A 23,887-nucleotide genomic window follows, 5' to 3' on the forward strand; every position below is an offset into this window, starting at 1 on the left:
CCCCGATTTCCAGCCTAGTGAAGAGGGCTGACAGCTCTGGGCTTGTGGCTGGAGGTTGTCCACAGGTGGCCGGGTGTCCACAGGACCCTGGGTGCGGCTCGCGGGCTTGCGGGATGGGGTGTAGGGCGAGGAGGAGACGTACCTGAACGCGTGGCGGGCGTACTCCCGGTTCGAGGGGCCGTTCGTCGCCGCGGACCTGGCTGTACCGGATCGCCACCAACGCCTGCCTGACCGCGCTGGACACTCGCGGTGTTGCGGTATCCACTGGGCGGGCGCAATCGGGTGGGGCCTGCGGTGTGGGGCTCGCGGCATCGGGGATGGGCTACATGGCCCGGGTGCGGCTCGCGGCGTCGCAGGATGGGGTGAAGACTGGCGGTGTTGGGGACGGGTGAGGGGCTCGCGGTGTTGGCGGACGGGGTATTCGCCGGGTGTGCCGGATGGGGCTTGTGGTGGTGGGGGTGTCGGTGAGCGGAATGTGGGTTGACGATTACGGGAAGTCACCGTAGGTTCGGGAGAGCCGCCCTTGTAAACGTTTACATTTCGAGGGACGGAGGTACGAATGCGTCCACTGTGGACTATCGCGGCCGCGGTCGCCCTGGTGTTCGGCTTTGCCGCTCCCGCTGGTGCGGATCCCAACCCCTACAACGATCCCAACCTCGTCTCGATGTTCAACGGCACCTCGTTGGACGGGTGGACCCAGGCCAAGGATGGGCAGTTCACCGTGAAGGGTGGTGCCATTCACGCGAACGGGACCGCCCGCGGCTGGATCTACTACAACAAGCAACAGGCCGGCACGTTCCGGTGGATCTTCCAGGTCCGTCAGGTGAAGGGCAACCACAAGCCCACCGTCCTCATCTGGGGCACCACCGACCCCATCCGCGACGCGCTGTCCGCCATCCAGTTCCAGCCCCCCAACGGCGGCCACTGGGACTACCGCCCCGGCCACAACAACGGCGGCGGCAAGCTGTTCAAGCAGTTCGACCACAAGTCCATCGACATCAAGAAGTGGGCGCAGTGCGAGCTGATCGCCAACCAGGACACCGGGGTCGCCCGGATGGCCTGCTGCCCGCTCCCGGACAAGGCGACCACCTGCAAGGCCGTTGAGGTCCTGCAGTTCACCGACAAGACGGCCGGCCGGGTCGGCCCGATCGCGATCCAGATCCACAACAGCGGCATCAACGACGAGTACAAGGGCCTCTACCTGGAGTCCCCGGTCGTGCAGAAGCCGGACGCGTTCATCACCACGTAGGCCATCCCCGCCCAGCGCACCCCCGTCGGTACCCTCGGGTGGGTGCGCTGGGTGGGGACTGTGGTGGCGGGTGCGGTCACGTTGTGGCTGTTGCTCGCTTATGGCAGCGCCAACGTGGGGCGGATCCTGTCCACGGAGGTCGGGTGGCACGCCGATCTGGAGACGTTCCACCGGTCGGCGCAGGCGTTGCTGCACGGGCAACCCATCTACGACACCGGCGCGCACCTGGTCAACCTCAACCCGCCCGTGTGGACGGTTCTCTTCGCGCCGTTCGGATTGCTCGAACCCCTTGCGGCGTACTGGGTTTTCGCGGTCATCACGGCGATTCTCGTGCTGGGGTCCGGATACCTGGTCGCGCGGGAACTCAACGCGCCGAAATGGCTCGCACTGGCGGCGATGGCGCTGTCCTCGCCGTTCATGGGCACGGTCGCGGTCGGGCAGATCTACGGCGTCCTCACCGCCGGGCTCACCTGGTCCTGGCTCGCCGCCCGCCGCCACAACACCGGGCAAGCCGGAATCGCCCTTGGCCTGGTGATCGCGCTCAAGCCGACCCTGGCCCCGCTGCTGCTCCTGCCGATCGCGCAACGCCGTTGGCCCACCCTCAAAGCAGCCCTGGCGACCACGATCGGAGCCACGCTCGTCGGGCTGGCCACCGGACCGAGCCAGACCTGGCGCTGGATCGAGGTCCTGCGCCACGAGCCGCTGAGCACGTTCGGCGACAACGCATCCCTGCCGAGCCTGGCCGCCCGCCTCGGTCTGCCCGCGTGGGCCGGTTTCCTGGCCGGAGCGGTGATCCTGGCGATCACCTACAAGCGCGTCCGCCAGGACACGCCCCAGGCGCTGTGGGCATTGACCGCGGCGACCCTGCTGTTCTCGCCGGTGGCCTGGCACAACTACCTGGTGCTGTGCTTCCCAGGCGTGTTCGTGGTGCTGCACCAGCGCAGGTTCGCCACGGCTTCGTTCCTGCTCACGCTGCCGCTGATCGGTGTCGAGTGGGGCATGCACCTGTTCAAGGGCGGCACGCTGCTCGACCACATCGGGTCGTCGCTGTACTGCTTCGTGCTGGTCAGCTGGTTGACAGCGTTGTCATCCGTCCAGGACGACCGCGACGATCCCGGCCAGGTGCGCCAGGCGGGCGACCTCGGCGGCACGGAACATCGGGCCGCCCGGGCGGCCGACCAGTAGCACCCGGTCCGGCTTGCCCAGCGGCGTCGCGGCCAGCTCGGTGCCCAGCTCCTGCCAGGTCTCCGGCACCCACGACTCCTCGCCGTCCAGCACGGTGGCCTTGGCCAGCGGCATGAACGGCAGCTCGATCTTGGTGATCTGCGGCGCCGCGGCCGACGCGGCCAGTGTCTGCGAACCGCTCGGGTCGGCGGCGACCACCACGGCCCAGCCCGCCCGGATGATCTTCGGCACGCCCTCGGTGAACGTCCGCATGCCCTCGTTCGGCTCGGCCGCGACCTCTTCCACCAGCTCCAGCTCGCGGTGGGTGTCCAGCACCCCCGCGTAGGGCCGCACCGCGTCCACCTCGACGCCGTCCACCGACTCCGCGGCGGTGATCAGCATGTCCGGCAGGCGCCCCGACGGCAGCTCCACCACCAGGTCGTCCACGGCGACGCCGCCGCCGCGCTCGACCACGTCCACGCTGAGGATGTCGGCGCCGATCTTGCCGAGCGCGGTCGCCACCGCGCCCAGTGTTCCCGGGGAATCCGGGAGTTGCACCCGGATCAGGAAGGACAAGGCGAACGCCTCCTGCGTCGAGCGCGGAACCCTGCCGTCCGCGCCTGCTGCCGGTCGCCGATTCTCGCAGACCCCCGGACGCCCCCGAGAGCAGGCGTGGGGTCGCGAACAGCGCATCGGCGGATAACCGGTTCGGGAACGGGTGACCCCTCGCCATAGACTCACCAGGTCCCAGACGCAATGTAAACCCCCGGGGGTTCGTGGAGTGCCAACCATCTCCCGTGCAGAGGTAGCGCACCTGGCCAAGCTGGCCAGGCTCGCGGTGACCGACCAGGAACTGGACAAGTTCGCTGGTCAGCTCGACGTGATCCTGGAAGCAGTGGCCAAGGTCACCGAGGTCGCCGCCGAGGACGTGCCGCCCACTTCGCACGCAGTGCCACTGACCAACGTGTTCCGCGAGGACGTGGTTCGCCCCGGGCTGACCCAGCAGCAGGCGCTCGCCGGTGCCCCCGCGGCCGAGGACGGCCGTTTCCGCGTGCCACGCATCCTGGGAGAGGAACAGTGAGCGAGGACATCATCCGGCTGACCGCGGCCGAGATCGCGGCAAAGATCCAGGCCAAGGAGGTCTCGGCGGTCGAGGTCGCCCAGGCCCACCTGGACCGGATCGCCGCCGTCGACCCCGCGGTCAACGCGTTCCTGCACGTCAGCACCCAGAGCGCGCTCGCCGCGGCCAAGGCCGTGGACGAGGACGTCGCCGCCGGCCGCACGCCCGCGTCGCCGCTGGCCGGGGTGCCGCTGGCGCTCAAGGACGTCGTCACCATGCAGGGCGCGCCCACCACGGTCGGCTCCAAGATGCTCGAGCACTGGCAGCCGCCCTACGACGCCACGATCACCACGCGCATGCTCGAGGCGGGCATCGTGATCCTGGGCAAGACCAACATGGACGAGTTCGCGATGGGCTCCTCCACCGAGAACTCCGCCTACGGCCCCACGCACAACCCGTGGGACCTGGGCCGCGTGCCCGGAGGCTCCGGCGGTGGCTCGTCGGCCGCGCTGGCCGCGTACGAGGCGCCGCTGGCGATCGGCACCGACACCGGCGGCTCGATCCGCCAGCCGGCCGCGGTCACCGGGACCGTCGGCGTGAAGCCGACCTACGGCGGTGTGTCGCGCTACGGGCTGGTGGCGTTCTCGTCGTCACTCGACCAGGCGGGTCCCTGTGCGCGCACGGTGATGGACGCCGCGCTGCTGCACGAGGTGATCGGCGGTCACGACCACCTCGACGCCACCTCGATCAACGAGCCCGTGCCGTCGGTCGTGCAGGCCGTCCGGGAGGGCGCGCTGGGCGACCTCCGGGGCGTGCGGATCGGTGTCGTGCGGGAGTTCTCCGGCGACGGCTACGACGCCGGCGTGATGCTCTCGTTCAACGAGGCCGTCGAGCAGCTCCGCACGCTGGGCGCCGAGATCGTCGAGGTGTCCTGCCCGCACTTCAGGTACGCGCTATCGGCGTACTACCTGATCGCGCCGAGCGAGTGCTCCTCGAACCTGGCCCGGTTCGACGCCATGCGCTACGGCCTGCGCGTCGGCGACGACGGTGAGCGCAGCGCCGAGGAGGTCATGTCGCTGACCCGTGAGGCCGGTTTCGGCGCCGAGGTCAAGCGCCGCATCATCATCGGCACGTACGCGTTGTCCTCGGGCTACTACGACGCCTACTACGGCTCGGCGCAGAAGGTCCGCACGCTGATCAAGCGGGACTTCGCCGCCGCGTTCGAGAACGTCGACGTGCTGGTCTCGCCGACCACGCCGACCACGGCATTCGAGATCGGCTCGCGCACCGACAACCCGATGGCCATGTACCTCGCCGACCTGTGCACCATCCCGGCGAGCATGGCGGGCACCCCGGCGATGAGCGTCCCCAGCCGGCTGTCGGGCACCGACGGCCTGCCGGTCGGCCTGCAGATCATGGCCCCAGCACTGGAAGAGACCCGGATGTACCGGGTGGCGGCGGCCTACGAGGTCGCCCGCAACGAAGCCGACGGCGGCCCGCTGATCCACCGGGTGCCGGAACTGGAGGTGGCGGGATGAACAAGGTGCGCGGAATCCGCGGAGTTCTCGGTGTGGCCGGGTCCGTGTTCGGCGCGGTCAGCGCGGTCAAGTCGCTGCAGACCGCCCGCAAGGACAAGGACCGGCTGCTGCTGGTCAACGCGGTAGCAGGCATCCTCGCCGCGGTCACCGGCGTCTTGCTGACCATCCGAGCGGCACGTAAGGACGACAAGTGACCGACCTGATGGACTACGACGAGGTCCTCGAGAACTACGACCCCGTCCTCGGGCTCGAGGTGCACGTCGAGCTGTCCACCCACACCAAGATGTTCTGCGGCTGCCCGGTGGCGTTCGGCGCGGAGCCCAACACCCAGGTCTGCCCGACCTGCCTTGGCCTGCCCGGGTCGCTGCCGGTCGTGAACGAGACGGGTGTCGAGTCGGCGATCCGCATCGGCCTGGCGCTCAACTGCGAGATCGCCGAGTGGTGCCGGTTCGCCCGGAAGAACTACTTCTACCCGGACATGCCGAAGAACTTCCAGACCTCGCAGTACGACGAGCCGATCGCGTTCAACGGCTGGCTCGACGTCGAACTGGAGGACGGGTCCACCGTGCGCGTGGAGATCGAGCGCGCGCACATGGAGGAGGACACCGGCAAGTCGCTGCACGTGGGCGGGTCCACCGGCCGGATCCACGGCGCGGACTTCTCGCTGCTGGACTACAACCGGGCGGGCGTGCCGCTGATCGAGATCGTCACCAAGCCGATCACCGGCACCCGCGAGCGGGCCCCGGAGGTGGCGCGGGCGTACGTGACCGCGCTGCGGGACCTGTTGCGTGCCTTGGAAGTCTCCGACGTGCGGATGGACCAGGGCTCGCTGCGCTGCGACGCCAACGTCTCGCTGATGCCGCGTGGCACGACCGAGTTCGGCACCCGCACGGAGACCAAGAACGTCAACTCGCTGCGGTCGGTCGAGCGGGCGGTGCGGTACGAGATGACCCGTCAGGCGGCGGTTCTGGCCTCCGGCGGGACGATCCGGCAGGAGACCCGGCACTTCGACGAGTCCACCGGGTCCACTTCGGCCGGTCGCGCCAAGGAGACCTCAGAGGACTACCGGTACTTCCCGGAACCCGACCTCGTGCCGATCGCCCCGTCCCGCCAGTGGGTCGAGGACCTGCGGTCGACACTGCCCGAGATGCCTTCCGCGCGGCGCAAGCGCATTCAGGCCGAGTGGAACCTGTCCGACTTGGAGCTCCGGGACCTGCTGAACCTCGGTGCGGTCGACGTGATCGCGGCGACCGTGGCCGAGGGCGCCTCCCCGGCGGAGGCTCGGGCTTGGTGGGTCTCGCATCTCGCGCAGGAGGCGAACTCCCGGGGCGTTGAGCTGGATGAGCTGCCGATCTCACCTCGGGCTGTTGCCGATGTGATCAAGTTGGTCGCGGATGGGTTGCTGACCAACAAGCTGGCGCGGTCGGTCGTTGAGGGCGTGCTGGCTGGGGAGGGTTCTCCCGCTGAGGTCGTTGAGCAGCGTGGGCTCAAGGTCGTTTCCGATGAGTCGGCGTTGACGGCGGCTGTGGATGAGGCTTTGGCTGCGCAGCCCGATGTTCTGGAGAAGATCCGTAGTGGGAAGGTTCAGGCTGCGGGTGCGATCGTTGGCGCCGTGATGAAGGCGACCAAGGGGCAGGCCGATGCCAAGCGGGTCCGGGAGCTGATTTTGGAGCGTTCCGGGGTTTGATGGTTGCTTGGTGGCGCCCGGCTGGGTTTTCTGGCCGGGCGCTTTGCTTTGTGGGCTTGTAGGTGGCTTTTTGCTGGGGTGGCGCTGGTTTGGGGCGGCACGAGTGTGGCTGGGAGCGTGAGCGTGCTGGGGCGCCGCCAGTGTGGTTGGGCGCGCTGCCAGCGGGAGTTCGCGGCGCGGGCCGGGATGGATCCAACGGCGTTGTCGAAGGTCCTGCACGGGACGCGGCGGCTGCGGGACGACGAACTGGTGGCCATCGCCCGCGAAGGCAAGGTGTCCCAGCGTTATCTCCGCACCGGGGAAGGGCGTGGGCCCGGACCGGCCAAAGGGCGAGCGCGGGCCGACTCGCTCGATCCGGATATCCGGCGGGCGCAGATCCTCGAGGCAACGGCCAGGCTCGTTGCGCGCAAAGGCTTTCACCACGTGCGGGTCGCGGATATCGCCGAGGAGTGCGGGACGAGCACGGGCACGATCCACTATCAACTTCCCCATCAAGGACGACACGCTGCGGTCCGCGCTCGCTTTCTACGCGGATCGGCTCCACCAGCGCATCGAGGCCCAGTTCAGCACTTGAGAAGCTGCGGCGGTTGATCGAGGTTCAGCTTCCGGCCACCGACGAGGACGTCCAGGGGTGGTCCATCTGGATCCAGGCCTGGAACGAGGCCATCCTCGACCCCGCGCGACGCCCGGGGCAGCGCGAGATCTACAGCCGTTGGCGCCAGGTCGTAGTCGAGTTGGTCCGGGAGTGCACCGAAGCCGACGCCGAAGCGCTGGCCGCTCGGTTCACCGGCATGGTCGACGGGCTGGCGATCCAGATCCTGGCGCGGACCACCGAGATGTCTGTCGACCGGATGCGCGAGCTGTTGCTGGACGCGTTCGAGCCGCACATCAGCCTCCGTGAGACAGCAGTGAGGGCCACCCCCCGATAGGTGGCCCTCACTTGGATCCGGTCGCTCAGTCCATCGCGAGCGCCGGCACCGGCTTGGCCTCATCGGACGAGGCCACGGTGAAGTCCCGCAACGGTTCGGCCTTGACGAACCACGAGACCAGGAAGCCCAGCGCCAGGAACACCGCGCCCCAGGTGAACACGCCCTGGATGCCGTCGACCATGCCGCCGAGGTACGCGTCGTGCACCGGCTTGGGCAGCGACTCGATCATCTTCGGCGACAGCTGGCCGCCGGTGCTGGTCAGCTTCGACCCGGCCGAGCCCAGGGCGGTGGTCAGGCTGTCCTGGATCCGGGTGGTGAAGATCGACCCGAGCACCGCCACCCCGAGCGAGCCGCCGATGCTGCGGGCGAACGTCGCCGTCGAGGTCGCCACGCCGAGGTCCTTCAGGCCGACGCTGCTCTGCGCGATCAGGTTCGTCGTGCCCATCAGGAACCCGAGGCCGGCGCCCACCACGAAGATGTACATGCTGGACGTGAACGAGCTGGTGTCGATCGCCAGCGTGCTCAGCAGCAGCGCACCAGTGCCCATCACCGCCATGCCGATGATCGGGAACGTCCGGTAGTGCCCGGTCCGGCTGGTGATCTGGCCGGACAGCGTGGAGAACACCAGCACCCCGGCCATCATCGGCAGCAGCAACAGGCCGCTGTTGGTCGCCGACGCGCCCTGCACGATCTGCTGGTACTGCGGCAGGAACCCGACCGCGCCGAACATCGCGAACCCGGACATGAACGCCAGCACCGAGGCGAGCGTGAAGTTGCGGTTGCGGAACAGCCGCAGCGGCAGGATCGGCTCGGCCACCCGCTGCTCGACCCAGGCGAACAGGCCCAGCGAGACCACGGTCAGCACGCCGAGGCCGACGATCTGCCACGAACCCCACGCGTACTCGGTCCCGCCCCAGGTCGCGAACAGCACCAGGCTGCCGATGCCCAGGGTGAGCAGGCCCGCGCCCCAGTAGTCGATGGTCGCCTTGCTCGACCGCTTCGGCAGTTTGAGCGTGACGCCGATGACGGCCAGTGCGAGCGCGCCCAGTGGCAGGTTCACGTAGAACGCCCAGCGCCAGTCCAGGTGGTCGGTGATGAACCCGCCGAGCAGCGGGCCGCCGACCATCGCGATGGGCATGACCGCGGCGAACAGGCCCTGGATCTTGCCGCGTTCCCGCGGCGAGACCATCTCGGCCATGATCGCCATCGCGCCGACCATCAGACCGCCGGAGCCCAGGCCCTGCAGGCCGCGGTAGGCGATCAGCTCGGTCATCGAGTGCGCCGTGCCGGCCAGCGCGGACGCGGCCAGGAAGGTGACGATGGAGGCCATCATCATGTTCTTGCGGCCGTAGAGGTCGGACAGCTTGCCCCAGATCGGCGTGGAGACCGCGGACGCCAGGGTGTAGGCGGTGATCACCCACGAGAAGTGGTCGAGCCCGCCCAGGTCACCGACGATGGTGGGCATGGCGGTGCCGACGATCATGTTGTCGAGCATCGCCAGCAGCATGCCGATCATCAGGCCGGCGAAGACTGTGTACTGCTTGCGTTTGTTGATCGGCTCAGTGCTGGTCATTGGATACTCTCCCCAGGAGGTCTGGTCCTTACTTGCCGTCCGGCTAGTTAACTTGCTAGTCGTACGGTAAGCTGTCAGCTAGCCGGTCGTCAAGTAAGCAATCTGAAGCAGGGGATGTGGCGATGAACACCCGGTCCGATACCCGCTCGCGGATCCAGGAGGTGGCCCTGGAGCTGTTCGCCGAGCAGGGGTACGACAAGACGTCGCTGCGCGAGATCGCCGAACGGCTGGGCGTGACCAAAGCGGCGCTGTACTACCACTTCAAGACCAAGGAAGAGATCGTCACCAGTCTCTTCGAGGCGGCCTTCGCTGGGATCAACCGGCTGGTCGACTGGGCCGCCGAACGCGAGCCCACCCCCGAGAACCGCCGTGAGCTGCTCCGGCTCTACGCGCACGGCGTCAGCGACGGGCAGGCGTTCCGCCTGATGCGCCTGATGCAGGACAGTCAGCACACCCTCCGCGAGCTCGCCGCGGGCCACCGCGGGCGCGAGCGGATGCAGGAACTGGTGGACTTCCTGGTGGACAAGGACGCGCCGCTCGCGGTCCAGTTGAAGGCCCGGATGTCGCTGATGGTGATGAACTTCAGCATGTTCGCCCTGCACGACACCGGCGCGTCGGAGAAGGAACGCCTCGACGCGGCCCTTGAGGTCGGCCTGGAGCTGCTCGGTTAGACGGGGATTCGGGGCGGTTCGGGGTTGTAGATGTGCTCGAACCGCGGGTGGACCCACAGAATCCGCTGGCCGGCACGGACTTTGCGCAGGTCGGCGTAGGTGATGTCCTGTTCCCGCAGGGTGGCGTGCAGCATCCGCAGCAGGCCGCCTTCGGCTGCTCTCGGCTCGAACGTCCTGGTGGCCTCCGCGTCAGTGCCCAGTGCGGCCGCGGCGCCGAGGGACTCCTTGATGACCGTGAGCTGCTCCTCGACGCCCTTCCACTGGTCGTCGGTCAGCTCGGCCTTGATCACCGGCAGGCCGATCGGCAGGAACGCCTTCAGCAGCGTGCTCGTGGTCCGGACCAGCGGCGCCGCCTTGACCCACCAGTCCCTCGGAACGTCCACTGTGTACACACCCGCCCCGGGCTTGTCGGGTTCCAGCAGGTGGACCGGGACCTTGGAGTGCTCGCACCACAGGGTCAGGCGCATGCGGTATGTCGTCGGGCTGAAGCTGCGGACTTTGTCCATGCTGAACAGGCGCGGACCGTCGTTGGCCTCGTCGTCGTGGGCGCGCATGAGGACGTCCAAGCGGTCCTCGATCCGGCTGAACAACCGGCTGCCCTCGTCACTGAGATGCGCGTGCACACCCCCAAGACCCGCGTTGAGCTGGCGGATGATCTCGGCGGTGTGGGCCTGCAGCAGCGGCAGGATCTCTCGGCCGAACGCGCCGGACATCGTCTCGTCGATGACGTTCCCGGCCTGCTTCTCCCGTTGCGTGCCGATGATCCTCGCGATCTCGACATCGTGTCCGCAACTCGGACCTCGGCATTCCGCGGTGGTCTTGCCCGCGTCGAGCCGGCGGTAGACCGTGTCCAGATCGAACTGTCCACGTAGGACGCCTTGAATGCCACAGTTTTTGGGGCACGGCACAAGAACTCGGGTGCGGCGGCCACGCCAGAAGTTCTCCACGTAGGTCTGGATTTCGCGGACCAAGTGGTTGAGGAAGGCGCTCGGGTTGACACCCTTGACATGCACGGTGAGGTCGGTGTCGTCGGTCCTCAGGAGGGCTCGGGCGCCGTAGCGGTCTTCGAGGACGAGGCCGTTCTGCCAATGGACGGACTGGTTGATGTCGTTGCGCCCCAGCGAATGGCGGTGGAACAGGACGATGAGCCGCGCCATCAGGCCGGGTGGCGGGTCGGCGGCTTTGCCGGTGTCCTGCTCGACGAACTGGCAGACCTGGATGGCCTCTTCGGCGCCGGGTTTGTAGTCGTTCCACTGTTGTTGCAGCGTTTTTGGCGGGTCGCCGGGGAGGAGCTGGGCGACCAGGCTCAGCGGCTGATCGGGACTGAGCTCCGGGGCGCGGTAGCTCAGATCGAACCGCTCCATCAGTCGAAGGAACATCTGTTGCAACCCGTGCGAATACCGTTGCCTCGGCGTCCTCACGGGGTTGTCCCACACCTGCGGGAGGTAGCGGTGCTGCAGGAGCCCGCCGTACTGCTGGACTGTCGGATCGTCGAGCACGAACCCGATCGCCACACTCAGCCAATCCGCCTTGAGCACAACGAGATCCTGCAGGGCGGGATCATCGTCGTAGTAGATCAACTGGCCCAACGCGTGGGCGTTGCGGGCGAGGGAACGCGCCGACTCGGCCGTCAGCCCATGTTTGCCTGCGATCTCCTGGAACTGGTCGTACCGCAGGTGGGTTTCGCGTGACTCGGACAGCTCGGCGAGGACGTCATACCACGACCGGGGGTAGGAGCGGCTGACGTGCTCCAACCCATGTGCGGTGGCCGCGATCTTTTGCTTGAGTTCTGCGATGCCTTCGCCGGTCTTGCTGTCGACATGGTGGAACCCAACGATCATCTCGCCGAAGCGCGCCACCAGCCTGGACTGGTCGAGATAGGCCGATCGCTGCCCGGGGCCTCCGTGGGTGGCGACCACATGGACGCGGGCTCCCGCGCCTGCGCGGTCCTTGATGAGCGAGATCCAGTACTCGACCAGGCCGAGTTCGGGGCCTTCGCGGGGCTTCCAGACGACGAGGTAGACCGCAGGTTTGGTGAAGAAGAGCTGGTGGGTGGGCCGGTAGAGCGGTTGCCCACCGAAATCCCAGCAGTTCAAGGTGATGTCGGAGCCCTCGTGGCGGACATCCAGCTTCTTGATCTCGATGCCGTGCGTGGTATCCCGGTCCTCGACGAACGGCTCATCCAAGAACGCCGCAAGCAGCGAACTCTTGCCCACCGCGCCCTCGCCGACCAGAACCAATTTGGCCTCAGTGATCTCGGCGCCGCCGGAGGCGAGAGCATTCAGATACTGGAGTAATTCCGCCGTGCCGCGCTCAGCAGCCGCCAACAGCTCAGGAGGTAGGGGATTGCCATCCAATGGCAGGCTGTGTATGCCCGACAGTTCTCCTAGGCTGGCTGGAAGCTTCTTGAGCCGGTTTCGGCTGAGACGCAGGTACGTTAAGTTGCGTAGTTTCCTGATGTTGGAAGACAGTGCGGTGAGCTCGTTATGTGCAAGGTCGAGCGTGCGTAGTTCCGTCAGTTCAAACACTCCAGGAGGAACCTCGCGGAGATGGCAGAAGCCTAAATGTAAGGTGTGCAATCCTGGAGGGAAGCTGGAATCCGTTGGCAGGCTCTCAAAGTTGTTGGCGTCGAGGTCGAGATAGCGGACGCTGGACAGCTGGGACAGGACGGTCGGTAGAGTCAGCAAGTGGGTGCCGGGTAAAGAAAGAGAGTCGAGACTGGACAGCTTGGTGATAGCGCTGGGAACATGCGACACCGCAGACATTCCGGCATTGAGCAACCGCAACCCTCTCAGCCGCCATAGAGCGTCAGGCAGTTCCCGGATGTCAGTGTCAGATATTTTGAGGTCGGTGAGCTCAGGGAGATTTCTCGCCACCGTGTCGAGAAGCTCTTCGAGATGCCCTTCGTCGATGCGCAAGAAGCTGAAGTCCAGCCTGCCCGACCTGGCCTTGATCGCAGCCTGGACACGAATCTTCGCCTCATCGAAGTCCTTGGACACGACGAGGATCGTATCGATTCCTCATCCACTTCCGACTCTGCCGATTGAGCGACTTTGGGTCAGTCCTTTGAGCCGCCTGCGGCAGACGGGTTGATCGCGATCAACACAGCGCGGTCGTCGCTGGAGATCGGGGTGCCGCCGTCTTTGTTGGTCGTCCCCGCCAATGCCAGAGTGGGGTCGAGCACGGCCATGCCGCCGAGACGGCCAAAGCCGTCCTTGGCGTCCAGGCTCACGGTCGGCTTACCGGTCACCACGCCCTCGGGATTCAGGGGCAGGTTTTGCAGATTCCCGGCGGTGGAGGTAGCGACCATCAACACCGTGGGGGAAACGATGCAGCCTGCCACGCCTGGTTTGTCGGGCCAGTTCCAGGCGGGGTTGGCGAGGGGCTTTCCGGGGTCGATTCGGTAGATCGCGTCTCGGTCCGGCTCTCTGTTCGTCACCCAGGGGCGGCCGTCGATGCCGATGCAGATTCCGGCCGGAGCGGTGAAGCCCGATGCGATGACCGCGGATCCCGGGTCGGGGTTGCCCTGGGCCGGTTTTCCCTGGGTGTCGATGCGCAATAGCTTGCCTGCCAACGACTTGGGGTCGGCGGCGAGGGCGGGGTTGCCTGCGTTGCCGGTGGCCAGCAACAGGCTGCCGGTGCGGTCGAGCAACAGGGAACCGCGGTTGCCCGTCGTGCCGCGGGGGATGCCGGTCAGCACGGGTTTGGGGGAGTCGCCTGCGGTGAAGCGGACGATGCGGTTGTCCGTGGCCGTGGTGATGTACGCGTAGACCAGTTGGTCCTCGCCGTATGAGGGCGACAGGGCGAGGCCGATCAGGCCGCCGTCGGTGCTGGAGTCGACCGGGATCGACGTGACCTTCACGGGGTCAGAGCCGGCGCGGACCTGCATGACGTTGCCGCTCTTGCGCTCACCCACCAGGCCCGCGGGTGGGTCGCTGTTCGGGAACGGCGCCACCGCGACCAGGCTGTCCATGCACGTGCCGATGACCGCCGGGTTGAAGTCCTTGCAGCCTTGGGGTGGTGGGATCGACGCCGGGGGTGGGTTGGGGCCTCCGCCGCCGGAACCGCTGCCGCCGCTCGGCCCGTTGCTGCCGCCGCCGTTGTCCGGCCCGGTCTCGGGCTGCAGCTCGGGCTGTGTCGTCCAGCTGGGTGGGGGTGGCTGCTCGGCGAACGACACGCAGCCGCTGAGCGCCAGGCTCGCGGCGGCGCAGAGCGCGGCCAGACGCCATCTGCTGGAACGAGACACAGCACCGAGGTTAGGAACGCAGCCGTGAACCGTAGGTAAGCGCGGGTGGGATCAACGTGTCGATCGGGTCCCGGGCGGGTGGCCGCGCCAGTTCCCTGGCCCGCTCCACGGCGGCGACCCGGCGCATCAGCAACGCCAGCTCCTCGGTGACCGCCTCGGGCGCCTCCAGCGGCAGGAAATGCGAGGTCGGAACCACCCGGACCCGCGCCTGCGGCAACGTCGCCACCGGCTTGGTGGTCCGCTCCGGCGACGCCAGAAGATCGTACTGACCAGCCAGAACGGTCACCGGACAGGTGATACCGCGCAGCTCACGGGCTGGGATCGCGCTCACCGCCAGCGCCAGCGTGAAAAACCAGCGCCAGTCGTGCTGCACGAACCGCTTCATCATCCGGATCACCGCCTCGACGTCGGCGGCGGGCAGCATGAACCCGCTGTGCCGGACGATCGAGGCTGTGAGCGTGTTCACAGGCACGTTGTGCAGCACCGCGTCGACCACAGGCCCAAGAGCACGCAAGGCGTGCGTCCCGCTCAACGTGATGGCCCGCCGGACGACGGCGGGGATGCCGAACGCGCTGAACATCGCGCCGAACAAGTCGCCCGGCACGCCCGCGGCGAGCAGCAGGCCGGACACGCGTTCCGGATGGCGTCTGGCCAGCTCGGCGGCGACCATCACGCCCACCGACCACCCCATCACCACACAACGCCGCACCCCGGCGGCGTCCATCACAGCGAGCGCGTCGGCCACGTGGTCGGCCAGCTCGATCCGGCTCTCGTCGGCAGGCCGATCGGAACCCATGGTGCCGCGGTGGTACCAGGACAGCACGCGTACACCGGCGTCCGGCAGCAGCAACGCCGGCCAAGCCTCCGGGGTCGTGCCCAGCCCGGGGCACAACAGCAGGGGCGGGCCCGGGTTGTCAGTGCGCCAGCCGCGAATCCTCGTGCCGTCCGACGAGGTCACGTCGTGTTCGTGCATCGCCGCAGAGTCTGCCCGAGTCCACCCTCCGAAAGCGACACACCTTACTGTTGTTTTCGTGCCGATCACCGTTCTGGTACCTGACGACCACGGAATGTCCGCGCTGAGCGGCCTCGATGGGGTACGACCGCTCCGTTTCGAGCGTGGCGAACCTCTGCCGCCGGGCGCGGCGGACGCCGAAGTGCTGATCCCCGGCATGCAGGCCGGCTCGCAGCTGAAGGCCCTGCTGGCCCAGCTGCCCAACCTCAAACTCGTGCAACTGCTGTCCGCGGGCGTGGAGAGCTGGCTGGGCGCGTTGCCGGACGGCGTCCAGCTCGCCAACGCCCGGGGCGCGCACGGCGGCAGCACGGCCGAGTGGGTGGTGAGCGCGCTGCTGTCCATCTACCGAGACATGCGCGAGTTCGACCGCGCCCAGAAAGCCCGCGAGTGGGCGTTCCACCTGACGGACACCCTGCAGGACAAGCGGGTCCTCGTCGTCGGCGCGGGCGACCTGGGGCAGCAGCTCAAGCGACGGCTCGAACCGTTCGACACCACTGTCACGCTCGTCGGCACGCGTGCCCGCGACGGCGTGCGGTCGGTCGACGAACTGCCGTCACTGCTCGGGCAGCACGACGCCGTGGTGATCATGGTCCCGGTCACCCCCGAGACGACCGGGATGGTGGACGCGAAATTCCTGTCCCTCATGGCGGACGGGGCGATTCTGGTGAACGCGGCCCGCGGCGTCATCGTCGACACGGACGCGCTGCTAGCGGAGCTTCGCTCCGGACGGCTGCGGGCCGCGCTGGACGTCACCGACCCCGAGCCGCTGCCCGCCGACCATCCACTGTGGACGGCACCTGGCCTGCTGCTCACCCCGCATGTCGCCGGAACCGTGGAGGGACGGTACAAACGTGCGTACCAGGTGGCGGCGCGGCAGATCGCGCAGTTCGCGGCCGGACAGGACCCTGACAACCTGGTAACGGGAAAATACTGACTTAAAAACTTTGTAAGGCGTTTCGCTCGCCCATCCTTTAGCCTACCCGCCGTGAGTACCCACGATGACCGTCCGACCGACCCGGGCGGCTACCCAGGACTGTATTCCCAGGGTGGCTCCGGCTACTCCGGTGGTGCGCACCGGTTGTCCGAGCAGGACGACAGCTACGGGCGGTACGACGACGATGATGGTTTCGACAGCTCGTCCACGACCAGCGTGCTGTCCAGACCTGACTCCACGGACGACACGACGCCGCCCGTGCGGCCGTCGTACACGTGGCACGGTGGGCTGGACCTCGCGCTCCTGGTGCTGCGGCTGGTGATCGGCGGCACCTTCGTCGCCCACAGCCTGCAGAAGCTGTTCGGGCTGTGGGGCGGCCTCGGGATCGACGGGTTCGCCCGCTACCTCGGCGACTTCGGGTTCAGCCAGACGACCCTGCTGGCCTGGATCACTGGCGTCGGTGAGCTGGCCGGCGGCGCGCTGGTGATCCTCGGCCTGTTCACCCCGATCGGCGCGGCCGCGCTGCTGGCCGTGTCGGCCAACGTGATCTACCTCAAGTGGGGCGCGGGCTACTTCGGCCCGCCGGTCGGCTTCGAACGCGAAGCCCTGCTGGCCGCCGGGTCGTTCGCGCTCCTGTTCACCGGTGCGGGCCGGGTTTCGCTGGACCGCCCGACCCCGTGGGGGCGCCGCCCGGTGCCGCTCGGGTTGTTCATGCTGCTCATCGCGGCCGGCCTGTGCGTCGTGTCGCTGATCGTGCTGCGCTAGGAAAAAGCTAGGAGACCAGCCCTCGCGGGCGTTCGCCACGGATGCCCGCGAGGAGGTTCTCCACTGCGAAAAGTCCCATCGCCGCACGGGTTTCCTCGGTCGCGCTGCCCAGGTGCGGCACGATCGTGACGTTGTCCAGACCAAGCAGGCCCGGGTGCACCGCGGGTTCCCGCTCGAACACGTCCAGCCCGGCCGCGAAGATCTCCTTGGCCCGCAACGCCTCCGCCAGGGCCGCTTCGTCCACCAACGGCCCGCGCGCGGTGTTCACCAGCACAGCGGTCGGCTTCATCGCCCGGAACACGGTGGCGTTGAACAGATGCCGGGTCTCCGGCGTGAGCGGGGCGTGCACCGAGATCACGTCCGACTCCGCCACCAGCTCCTCGAACGCAACCCCGCCGCGGCGGGAATGGTGGATCACCCGCATGCCGAACCCGGTGGCGCGCCGCGCGGTGGCCTGACCGATCCGGCCAAACCCCACGATTCCCAGGGTCTTGCCGTACAGCTCGTATCCCAGCATCATCCGCGGACCCCAGATCCACGGCGTTTCCGCGCGCAGGAACCGGTCACCCTCGGCGATCCGCCTGGTACACGCCAGGATCAGCGCCCACGCCAGGTCCGCGGTCGCCTCGGTGAGCACGTCCGGCGTGTTGGCCACCATGACCCCACGCCGGACGCACTCCTCGACGTCCACGTTGTCGTAGCCCACCGCGTGGTTGGCGACGATCTTGAGCTGTGGTCCCGCGGCGTCGAGCAATTCCGCGTCGACCCGGTCGGACAACATGGTGAGCAGGCCGTCCTTGCCCTTGGCGCGCTTGAGGAACTCCTCGCGCGGCATGGCCTCGGGCGGCCCTTCCCACAGGTCCACGTCCACGCCGTCGAGCGCGCGCATGGCCGCGTCCACCATCAACCGGGTGACCAGGATCTTCATGTCAGCTGGGGATCCTGCGAACCGCGCCGGTGGAGGCGTCGGTCGTCATGTGGGCGTAGGCACGCAGGGCCGTGGTGACCGGGCGGTCGCGGTCCGCGGGCTGCCACGGGCGTTCGCTGGACTCCATCTTGGCCCGGCGTTCGGCCAGAACCTCTTCCGGGACAAGCAGTTCCAGCTTGCGCTCATGCACGTCGATCAGGATCTGGTCGCCGTCCTGGACCAGGCCGATCGCGCCGCCGCCGGCCGCCTCGGGCGAGATGTGCCCGACCGACAGGCCCGACGAACCACCGGAGAACCGGCCGTCGGTGATCAACGCGCACTTCTTGCCCAGGCCGGAGCCCTTCAGGAACGCGGTGGGGTGCAGCATTTCCTGCATGCCGGGGCCGCCCGCGGGCCCCTCGTAGCGCACGACCAGGACCTCACCGGGCTGGATCTGCTTGGTGAGGATGACCGAGACCGCCTGCTCCTGGCTTTCCACCACGCGCGCCGGGCCCTGGAACCGGAACAGCTCCTCGTCGATGCCCGCCGACTTGATCACCGCGCCGTCGACGGCGAGGTTCCCGCGCAGCACGGCCAGGCCGCCGTCCTTGGTGTACGCGTGCTCGAAGTCGTGGATGCAGCCGCTGGCCGCGTCGGTGTCGAGCGACTTCCACCGGTTCGTCGTGGAGAACGCCTCCGTCGTGCGCACACCGCCCGGGGCGGCGTGGAACAACTCGATCGCGGTCTCGGAAGCCTTGCCCGAGCGGATGTCCCACTCCGCGAGCCACTCCGTCAGCGACGGCGAGTGGACCGCGTGCACGTCCCGGTTGAGCAGGCCCGCACGGTCCAGCTCGCCCAGGATCGCCGGGATGCCACCGGCCCGGTGCACGTCCTCCATGTGGTAGTCCGAGTTCGGGGACACTTTGGACAGACACGGCACGCGGCGGCTGATCGCGTCGATGTCGGCCAGGGTGAACTCGATCTCGCCCTCCTGGGCGGCGGCGAGGATGTGCAGCACCGTGTTGGTGGACCCGCCCATCGCCATGTCCAGGGCCATCGCGTTCTCGAACGCCTTGCGGTTGGCGACCGACCGCGGCAGCACGGACGCGTCGTCCTCGGCGTACCAGCGGCGGGCCAGCTCGACGACCGTGGTCCCGGCCTGCTCGAACAACGCGCGGCGGGCGGCGTGCGTGGCCAGCGTGGACCCGTTGCCCGGCAAGGCCAGGCCGAGCGCCTCGGTCAGGCAGTTCATCGAGTTCGCGGTGAACATGCCTGAGCACGAGCCACAAGTCGGGCAGGCAGAGCGCTCCACAATGGACAGGCCGTCCGCGTCGACGTCCGGGTTCGCCGACGCGGCGATCGCGGTGATCAGGTCGGTCGGCGTCTCGGCGACCCCGTTGACGATGACCGCCTTGCCCGCCTCCATCGGCCCGCCGGACACGAACACGGTCGGGATGTTCAGCCGCATGGCGGCGTTGAGCATGCCCGGGGTGATCTTGTCGCAGTTGGAGATGCACACCAGGGCGTCCGCCTGGTGCGCGTTGACCATGTACTCCACCGCGTCGGCGATGATCTCGCGGGACGGCAGCGAGTAGAGCATCCCGCTGTGGCCCATGGCGATGCCGTCGTCGACCGCGATGGTGTGGAACTCGCGCGCCACGCCACCGGCCTCGCGCACCGCGCCGGCCACGATGTCGCCGAGGTCACGCAGGTGCACGTGGCCGGGCACGAACTGGGTGTACGAGTTGGCGATGGCCACGATGGGCTTGCCGAAGTCGGAGTCGGTCATCCCGGTCGCGCGCCAGAGCGCGCGGGCTCCGGCAGCGTTACGGCCGTGGGTGGTGGTGCGGGAGCGCAGCTGAGGCACAGCCCCTCCAAGCTCAAGAACAAACAGTCACAACTCATGCCTGGTGGGCACGATCAACAGCGCGGTGCCACCGAGGTTACTCGCCGGCTTCGGCGGAAGGCTTGGCAGCGGGGTCGGGGATCCGGCCGCCGCTGATCTGGGAGAGCAGCCCGAGGTGCCGCAGACGCACGCACGGGAGCTTGGTCACGGTCCCATCGGACTCGACGACGGAGACCCGCCCGTTGTCCAGCTTCAGCGACGCGATGTCGTCCCACTTGAACGTGCGACCGGCGAAAGTGGACCGGACCACTACCGCGTCGGGAGTCGCGGTCGTGCGGTTGCGCACGATCCAGACGATCACCAGCACCGGCACGATGTAGATCAGCCACAGCAGCGGCGCGGCGAAGGCGAACGGCGTCGCCGCGACGATCAGCAGGAGCGGGGCGAGATTGGCCGTCGGCGGAGTCCGGAAGACCACCTTGCGCACTGTTTCGGGCACGTCGACGATGGTGCACCGTGCGTGGTCAGGGCATGCGCGCGGGTCCCTCGAACGGGTCCACTATCCGGGAATGGCGTCCCGCAGATTTGACGTGCGCGCGGGAAGCGCACTACCGTCGCGGTATGTTCACCTCGATTGGTCTCGTACTTCCCAAGCGCGTCGACGCTTAGGAGCACCTGACTCGTCGACGCGCGACCCTCGTGCGACCCATCCGGTCGGCGGGGGTTTTTTCGTGCCCGGACCCCTTACCCGACCGACCCACGAGGCAGAACCGATGACGAGCGCAACATCGCGACCCGCCGCAAAACCCGGGGCCCCGTCCCCGGCCAACCGCCCGAAACCAGCGCCGCCCTCGGGCGCGCCGGTGCGCCTCACCGGCGCCCAGTCGCTGGTCCGGTCGCTGGAAGCTGTCGGCTGCGAGGTGGTTTTCGGGATTCCCGGCGGGACCATCCTGCCGGCCTACGACCCGCTGCTCGACTCCACCAAGGTCCGGCACGTGCTGGTGCGCCACGAGCAGGGCGCCGGGCACGCGGCCACCGGGTACGCCCAGGCCACCGGCAAGGTCGGGGTCTGCATGGCGACCTCCGGCCCGGGCGCGACCAACCTGGTGACCCCGCTGGCCGACGCCAACATGGACTCGGTCCCCGTGGTCGCCATCACCGGTCAGCAGACCCGGGCGCTCATCGGCACCGACGCCTTCCAGGAGGCGGACATCTGCGGCATCACCCTGCCGATCACCAAGCACAACTTCCTCGTGACCGATCCGGCGGAGATCCCGCGGACGATCGCCGAGGCGTTCCACCTCGCCGCCACCGGCAGGCCCGGCCCGGTGCTGGTGGACATCCCCAAGGACGTGCTGCAGGAGACCACCAGCTTCTCCTGGCCGCCCGAGATCCACCTGCCCGGTTACCGGCCGACGACCCGGCCGCACGGCAAGCAGGTGCGCGAGGCCGCCAAGCTCATCGCGCAGGCCCGGCGGCCGGTGCTGTACGTGGGTGGCGGCGTCATCAAGGCCGGTGCGTCCGAGGAGCTGCGCAGGCTCGCCGAGCTGACCGGCATCCCGGTGGTGACCACGCTGATGGCGCGCGGGGCGTTCCCCGACTCGCACCCGCAGCACCTCGGCATGCCGGGCATGCACGGTTCGGTCGCCGCGGTCGGCTGCCTGCAGCGCTCCGACCTGATCATCGCGCTCGGTGCCCGGTTCGACGACCGGGTCACCGGCAAGCTCGACTCGTTCGCGCCCGAGGCGCAGGTCGTGCACGCGGACATCGACCCGGCGGAGATCTCCAAGAACCGCAAGGCCGACGTGCCGATCGTGGGCGACTGCAAGGAGATCATCGTCGAGCTGATCGCGGCGGTGCAGGCCGAGCGCGAGCGCGGGCACGCGGACCTGACCGCCTGGTGGGCGCAGATCGACGGCTGGCGCAAGACGTTCCCGGCCGGCTACGAGTGGCCGTCGGACGGCACGCTGTCCCCGCAGTACGTGATCGAGCGGATCGGCCGGCTGGTCGGCCCGGACGCGATCTACACCGCGGGCGTCGGCCAGCACCAGATGTGGGCCGCGCAGTTCATCCAGTACGAGAACCCGGCGACCTGGATCAACTCCGGTGGGCTGGGCACGATGGGCTTCGCGGTCCCGGCCGCCATGGGCGCCAAGTTCGGCATGCCGGACAAGCAGGTCTGGGCGATCGACGGCGACGGCTGCTTCCAGATGACCAACCAGGAGCTGGCCACCTGCGCCATCGAGGGCGCGCCGATCAAGGTCGCCGTGATCAACAACGGCAACCTGGGCATGGTCCGCCAGTGGCAGAACCTCTTCTACTCGGAGCGCTACTCCAACACCGACCTGGGCACGCACAAGCACCGCATCCCGGACTTCACGCTGCTGGCCGAGGCGCTGGGCTGCGCGGGCCTGCGGTGCGACTCGCGCGACCAGGTGGACGCCACCATCAAGCGGGCCATGGACATCAACGACCGGCCGGTGGTGATCGACTTCGTGGTCGGCAAGGACGCGCAGGTGTGGCCGATGGTCGCGGCCGGCACCGGCAACGACGAGATCATGGCCGCGCGCGGCATCCGCCCGCTGTTCGACGAGGATGAGATCTGACATGTCCAAGCACACCCTGAGCGTTCTCGTCGAGAACAAACCCGGTGTCCTGGCCCGGGTGGCCGGCCTGTTCTCCCGGCGCGGCTTCAACATCGAGTCGCTCGCGGTCGGGCCGACCGAGCACCCGGACGTGTCGCGGATGACCATCGTGGTCGCCGTCGACGAGCTGCCGCTGGAGCAGGTGACCAAGCAGCTCAACAAGCTGGTGAACGTGATCAAGATCGTGGAGCTGGAGCCGGCCTCGGCGGTGCAGCGGGAACTGCTGCTCGTCAAGGTCCGGGCGGACGCCACCGTGCGCAGCCAGGTGCTCGAGACGGTGCAGCTGTTCCGGGCCAAGGTCGTCGATGTCTCGCCAGAGGCCCTGACTATCGAGGCCACCGGTACATCGGACAAGATTGAGGCACTGCGCCGAATGCTCGAGCCGTACGGGGTGCGTGAGATGGTGCAGTCCGGAATGGTCGCGATCGGTCGCGGCCCACGGTCGATCACCGCTACCGCGGTGCGGTAAAGATCCCTACAGGTTAAGGAAACACGAAAAGCGATGAGTGTCGAGATCTTTTACGACGACGACGCCGACCTCGGTGTGCTGCAGGACAAGAAGGTAGCGGTCATCGGTTACGGCAGCCAGGGCCACGCGCACGCCCTGAGCCTGCGTGACTCCGGTGTGGACGTCCGAATCGGACTCCCGGAGGGTTCCAAGTCCCGGCCCAAGGCCGAGGAGCAGGGCCTGCGCGTGCTGACCCCGGCCGAGGCCGCCGCCGAGGCGGACATCGTGATGATCCTCGCCCCGGACACCAAGCAGAAGAAGATCTACGACGAGGACATCGCCCCGAACCTCCAGCCGGGCAACGCGATCGCCTTCGGCCACGGCTTCAACATCCGCTACGGCCTGATCCAGCCGGCCGCGGACATCGACGTGTTCATGATCGCCCCCAAGGGCCCGGGCCACCTGGTCCGCCGCCAGTTCGTCGACGGCAAGGGCGTGCCCTGCCTGATCGCGATCGAGCAGGACGCTTCCGGCAACGCCCAGGCGCTGGCCCTGGCGTACGCCAAGGGCATCGGCGGCAGCCGCGCGGGCGTCATCAAGACGACGTTCAAGGAGGAGACCGAGACCGACCTGTTCGGTGAGCAGGCCGTGCTCTGCGGCGGTACCTCCGCGCTGGTCCAGACCGGCTTCGAGGTGCTCACCGAGGCGGGCTACGCCCCGGAGATCGCGTACTTCGAGGTGCTGCACGAGCTCAAGCTGATCGTGGACCTGATGTACGAGGGTGGCATCGCCCGCATGCGCTACTCGGTGTCGGACACCGCCGAGTACGGCGACGTGACCCGCGGCCCGCGCGTGATCAACCCCGCGGTCAAGGAGGAGATGAAGCGGATCCTCGGCGAGATCCAGGACGGCACCTTCGCCAAGGAGTGGGTGGGCGAGGACGCCGCCGGCCGCCCGAACTTCGCCAAGCTGGTCGCCGAGGGCGAGCAGCACCCGATCGAGGAGGTCGGCCGCAAGCTTCGCGGCCTGATGTCCTGGGTCGACCGCCCGATCACCGAAACCGCCTGAGCCATTTGTCCTTCTCGGCGCGCCGTGCTTCTCGGGGAGTGCGGCGCGCCGACGCTTGTCCGGGGTAGGCATTTCGCGGAAACGCTGATCCGGTAACGCAATTGTCAATGCCGTCGCGAGTGTCCGGATTCTGGGCGATAACCTT

General features: G+C 68.1%; 22 protein-coding genes and 1 pseudogene. 15 read left to right on the forward strand and 8 right to left on the reverse strand.

Features of this window, described 5'->3' with window-relative positions; all coding sequences use genetic code 11:
• Positions 1–142: 142 nt before the first annotated feature.
• From AB0J95_RS39335 to AB0J95_RS39345, 3 genes and pseudogenes are all read left to right on the forward strand, one after another.
• Positions 143–242, forward strand: a pseudogene (locus AB0J95_RS39335) (sigma factor); the annotation flags it as partial.
• Positions 243–559: 317 nt separating this feature from the next.
• On the forward strand, positions 560–1,249 hold the full coding sequence (locus tag AB0J95_RS39340; RefSeq protein ID WP_364769888.1) for a family 16 glycoside hydrolase: 690 nt from the start codon (positions 560–562) through the stop codon (positions 1,247–1,249).
• Positions 1,250–1,291: 42 nt separating this feature from the next.
• Positions 1,292–2,434, forward strand: coding sequence for a glycosyltransferase family 87 protein (locus tag AB0J95_RS39345; RefSeq protein ID WP_364769890.1), 1,143 nt, complete (start codon positions 1,292–1,294; stop codon positions 2,432–2,434).
• On the opposite strand, the gene AB0J95_RS39350 is transcribed toward AB0J95_RS39345, so the two are convergent.
• Positions 2,336–2,989, reverse strand: a complete 654-nt coding sequence (locus AB0J95_RS39350; RefSeq protein WP_364769892.1) for an amino acid-binding protein — start codon at positions 2,987–2,989, stop codon at positions 2,336–2,338. The genes AB0J95_RS39345 and AB0J95_RS39350 overlap by 99 nt on opposite strands.
• A 205-nt stretch (positions 2,990–3,194) precedes the next feature.
• Here AB0J95_RS39350 and gatC point away from each other — a divergent pair, with 205 nt between their 5' ends.
• The 6 genes from gatC to AB0J95_RS39380 all read left to right on the forward strand — a co-directional run bounded on the left by gatC (position 3,195) and on the right by AB0J95_RS39380 (position 7,627).
• Entirely contained in the window at positions 3,195–3,494 is a 300-nt protein-coding gene (gatC, locus tag AB0J95_RS39355; protein WP_364769894.1) for an Asp-tRNA(Asn)/Glu-tRNA(Gln) amidotransferase subunit GatC, read from the forward strand.
• Positions 3,491–5,011 carry an Asp-tRNA(Asn)/Glu-tRNA(Gln) amidotransferase subunit GatA gene (gene gatA / locus AB0J95_RS39360; protein ID WP_364769896.1) on the forward strand — a complete coding sequence of 507 codons (1,521 nt, stop codon included), beginning with the start codon at positions 3,491–3,493 and terminating at the stop codon, positions 5,009–5,011. Before gatC ends, gatA begins: the two co-directional genes overlap by 4 nt.
• Complete coding sequence (locus AB0J95_RS39365) at positions 5,008–5,205, forward strand: hypothetical protein (protein WP_364769898.1); 198 nt, start codon at positions 5,008–5,010, stop codon at positions 5,203–5,205. The genes gatA and AB0J95_RS39365 overlap by 4 nt, the downstream gene beginning before the upstream one ends.
• Positions 5,206–5,213: 8 nt before the next feature.
• Positions 5,214–6,698 carry an Asp-tRNA(Asn)/Glu-tRNA(Gln) amidotransferase subunit GatB gene (gene gatB / locus AB0J95_RS39370; RefSeq protein ID WP_364770196.1) on the forward strand — a complete coding sequence of 495 codons (1,485 nt, stop codon included), beginning with the start codon at positions 5,214–5,216 and terminating at the stop codon, positions 6,696–6,698.
• Positions 6,699–6,821: 123 nt separating this feature from the next.
• Positions 6,822–7,289, forward strand: coding sequence for a TetR family transcriptional regulator (locus tag AB0J95_RS39375; protein WP_364770198.1), 468 nt, complete (start codon positions 6,822–6,824; stop codon positions 7,287–7,289).
• Positions 7,277–7,627, forward strand: a complete 351-nt coding sequence (locus AB0J95_RS39380; protein WP_364770200.1) for a TetR family transcriptional regulator C-terminal domain-containing protein — start codon at positions 7,277–7,279, stop codon at positions 7,625–7,627. Before AB0J95_RS39375 ends, AB0J95_RS39380 begins: the two co-directional genes overlap by 13 nt.
• Before the next feature lie 25 nt (positions 7,628–7,652).
• Here the strand turns inward: AB0J95_RS39380 and AB0J95_RS39385 are convergent, their stop codons facing one another.
• Positions 7,653–9,200 (reverse strand): MDR family MFS transporter, encoded by a 1,548-nt coding sequence (locus AB0J95_RS39385; protein WP_364769900.1) that lies wholly within the window; start codon positions 9,198–9,200, stop codon positions 7,653–7,655.
• A gap of 122 nt (positions 9,201–9,322) precedes the next feature.
• Here AB0J95_RS39385 and AB0J95_RS39390 point away from each other — a divergent pair, with 122 nt between their 5' ends.
• Positions 9,323–9,871, forward strand: coding sequence for a helix-turn-helix domain-containing protein (locus AB0J95_RS39390; RefSeq protein ID WP_364769902.1), 549 nt, complete (start codon positions 9,323–9,325; stop codon positions 9,869–9,871).
• Here the strand turns inward: AB0J95_RS39390 and AB0J95_RS39395 are convergent.
• From AB0J95_RS39395 to AB0J95_RS39405, 3 genes are read right to left on the reverse strand one after another with little or no spacing between them, the layout of a single operon-like run.
• Positions 9,868–12,870, reverse strand: a complete 3,003-nt coding sequence (locus AB0J95_RS39395; RefSeq protein ID WP_364769904.1) for a COR domain-containing protein — start codon at positions 12,868–12,870, stop codon at positions 9,868–9,870. The two genes, AB0J95_RS39390 and AB0J95_RS39395, sit on opposite strands and share 4 nt — an antisense overlap.
• Before the next feature lie 59 nt (positions 12,871–12,929).
• On the reverse strand, positions 12,930–14,117 hold the full coding sequence (locus tag AB0J95_RS39400; protein ID WP_364769906.1) for a PQQ-dependent sugar dehydrogenase: 1,188 nt from the start codon (positions 14,115–14,117) through the stop codon (positions 12,930–12,932).
• 10 nt (positions 14,118–14,127) lie between these two features.
• Complete coding sequence (locus AB0J95_RS39405; protein ID WP_364769908.1) at positions 14,128–15,090, reverse strand: alpha/beta hydrolase; 963 nt, start codon at positions 15,088–15,090, stop codon at positions 14,128–14,130.
• A gap of 58 nt (positions 15,091–15,148) precedes the next feature.
• On the opposite strand from AB0J95_RS39405, the gene AB0J95_RS39410 reads away from it, so the two are divergent.
• Positions 15,149–16,063: a 2-hydroxyacid dehydrogenase gene (locus AB0J95_RS39410; RefSeq protein ID WP_364769910.1), complete on the forward strand. Its 915-nt coding sequence runs from the start codon at positions 15,149–15,151 to the stop codon at positions 16,061–16,063.
• A gap of 51 nt (positions 16,064–16,114) precedes the next feature.
• Entirely contained in the window at positions 16,115–16,828 is a 714-nt protein-coding gene (locus AB0J95_RS39415) for a DoxX family protein (protein WP_364769912.1), read from the forward strand.
• A 7-nt stretch (positions 16,829–16,835) separates the two neighbouring features.
• Here AB0J95_RS39415 and AB0J95_RS39420 read toward each other — a convergent pair whose 3' ends face one another.
• The 3 genes from AB0J95_RS39420 to AB0J95_RS39430 form a co-directional block, all read right to left on the reverse strand.
• Positions 16,836–17,756, reverse strand: a complete 921-nt coding sequence (locus tag AB0J95_RS39420; RefSeq protein ID WP_364769914.1) for a D-glycerate dehydrogenase — start codon at positions 17,754–17,756, stop codon at positions 16,836–16,838.
• Between the two features lies 1 nt (position 17,757).
• The gene (gene ilvD, locus AB0J95_RS39425; protein WP_364769916.1) at positions 17,758–19,602 is read right to left on the reverse strand and encodes a dihydroxy-acid dehydratase; all 1,845 of its coding nucleotides are present in this window, start codon (positions 19,600–19,602) and stop codon (positions 17,758–17,760) included.
• Between the two features lie 76 nt (positions 19,603–19,678).
• A complete protein-coding gene (locus tag AB0J95_RS39430) occupies positions 19,679–20,080 on the reverse strand; it encodes a PH domain-containing protein (RefSeq protein ID WP_364769918.1) in 402 nt (133 codons plus the stop codon).
• Positions 20,081–20,354: 274 nt separating this feature from the next.
• On the opposite strand from AB0J95_RS39430, the gene AB0J95_RS39435 reads away from it, so the two are divergent.
• The 3 genes from AB0J95_RS39435 to ilvC are packed head-to-tail and all read left to right on the forward strand — an operon-like array spanning position 20,355 to position 23,742.
• The gene (locus tag AB0J95_RS39435) at positions 20,355–22,187 is read left to right on the forward strand and encodes an acetolactate synthase large subunit (protein ID WP_364769920.1); all 1,833 of its coding nucleotides are present in this window, start codon (positions 20,355–20,357) and stop codon (positions 22,185–22,187) included.
• A 1-nt stretch (position 22,188) separates the two neighbouring features.
• Positions 22,189–22,695 carry an acetolactate synthase small subunit gene (gene ilvN / locus AB0J95_RS39440; protein ID WP_364769922.1) on the forward strand — a complete coding sequence of 169 codons (507 nt, stop codon included), beginning with the start codon at positions 22,189–22,191 and terminating at the stop codon, positions 22,693–22,695.
• 33 nt (positions 22,696–22,728) lie between these two features.
• The gene (gene ilvC / locus AB0J95_RS39445; protein ID WP_364769924.1) at positions 22,729–23,742 is read left to right on the forward strand and encodes a ketol-acid reductoisomerase; all 1,014 of its coding nucleotides are present in this window, start codon (positions 22,729–22,731) and stop codon (positions 23,740–23,742) included.
• The last annotated feature ends 145 nt before the right edge of the window (positions 23,743–23,887 follow it).

The organism is Actinocrispum sp. NPDC049592 (genome assembly GCF_040675465.1).
Taxonomy (GTDB): Bacteria; Actinomycetota; Actinomycetes; order Mycobacteriales; family Pseudonocardiaceae; genus Kibdelosporangium.

Bases quoted from the DNA above. Each gene is read 5' to 3' on its own strand.
- AB0J95_RS39340 (WP_364769888.1), top strand. From the start codon at position 560: ATGCGTCCACTGTGGACTATCGCGGCCGCGGTCGCCCTGGTGTTCGGC.
- AB0J95_RS39365 (WP_364769898.1), top strand. From the start codon at position 5,008: ATGAACAAGGTGCGCGGAATCCGCGGAGTTCTCGGTGTGGCCGGGTCC.
- gatB (WP_364770196.1), top strand. From the start codon at position 5,214: ATGGACTACGACGAGGTCCTCGAGAACTACGACCCCGTCCTCGGGCTC.
- AB0J95_RS39385 (WP_364769900.1), bottom strand. From the start codon at position 9,200: ATGACCAGCACTGAGCCGATCAACAAACGCAAGCAGTACACAGTCTTC.
- AB0J95_RS39390 (WP_364769902.1), top strand. From the start codon at position 9,323: ATGAACACCCGGTCCGATACCCGCTCGCGGATCCAGGAGGTGGCCCTG.
- AB0J95_RS39405 (WP_364769908.1), bottom strand. From the start codon at position 15,090: ATGCACGAACACGACGTGACCTCGTCGGACGGCACGAGGATTCGCGGC.
- AB0J95_RS39420 (WP_364769914.1), bottom strand. From the start codon at position 17,756: ATGAAGATCCTGGTCACCCGGTTGATGGTGGACGCGGCCATGCGCGCG.
- AB0J95_RS39435 (WP_364769920.1), top strand. From the start codon at position 20,355: ATGACGAGCGCAACATCGCGACCCGCCGCAAAACCCGGGGCCCCGTCC.
- ilvN (WP_364769922.1), top strand. From the start codon at position 22,189: ATGTCCAAGCACACCCTGAGCGTTCTCGTCGAGAACAAACCCGGTGTC.
- ilvC (WP_364769924.1), top strand. From the start codon at position 22,729: ATGAGTGTCGAGATCTTTTACGACGACGACGCCGACCTCGGTGTGCTG.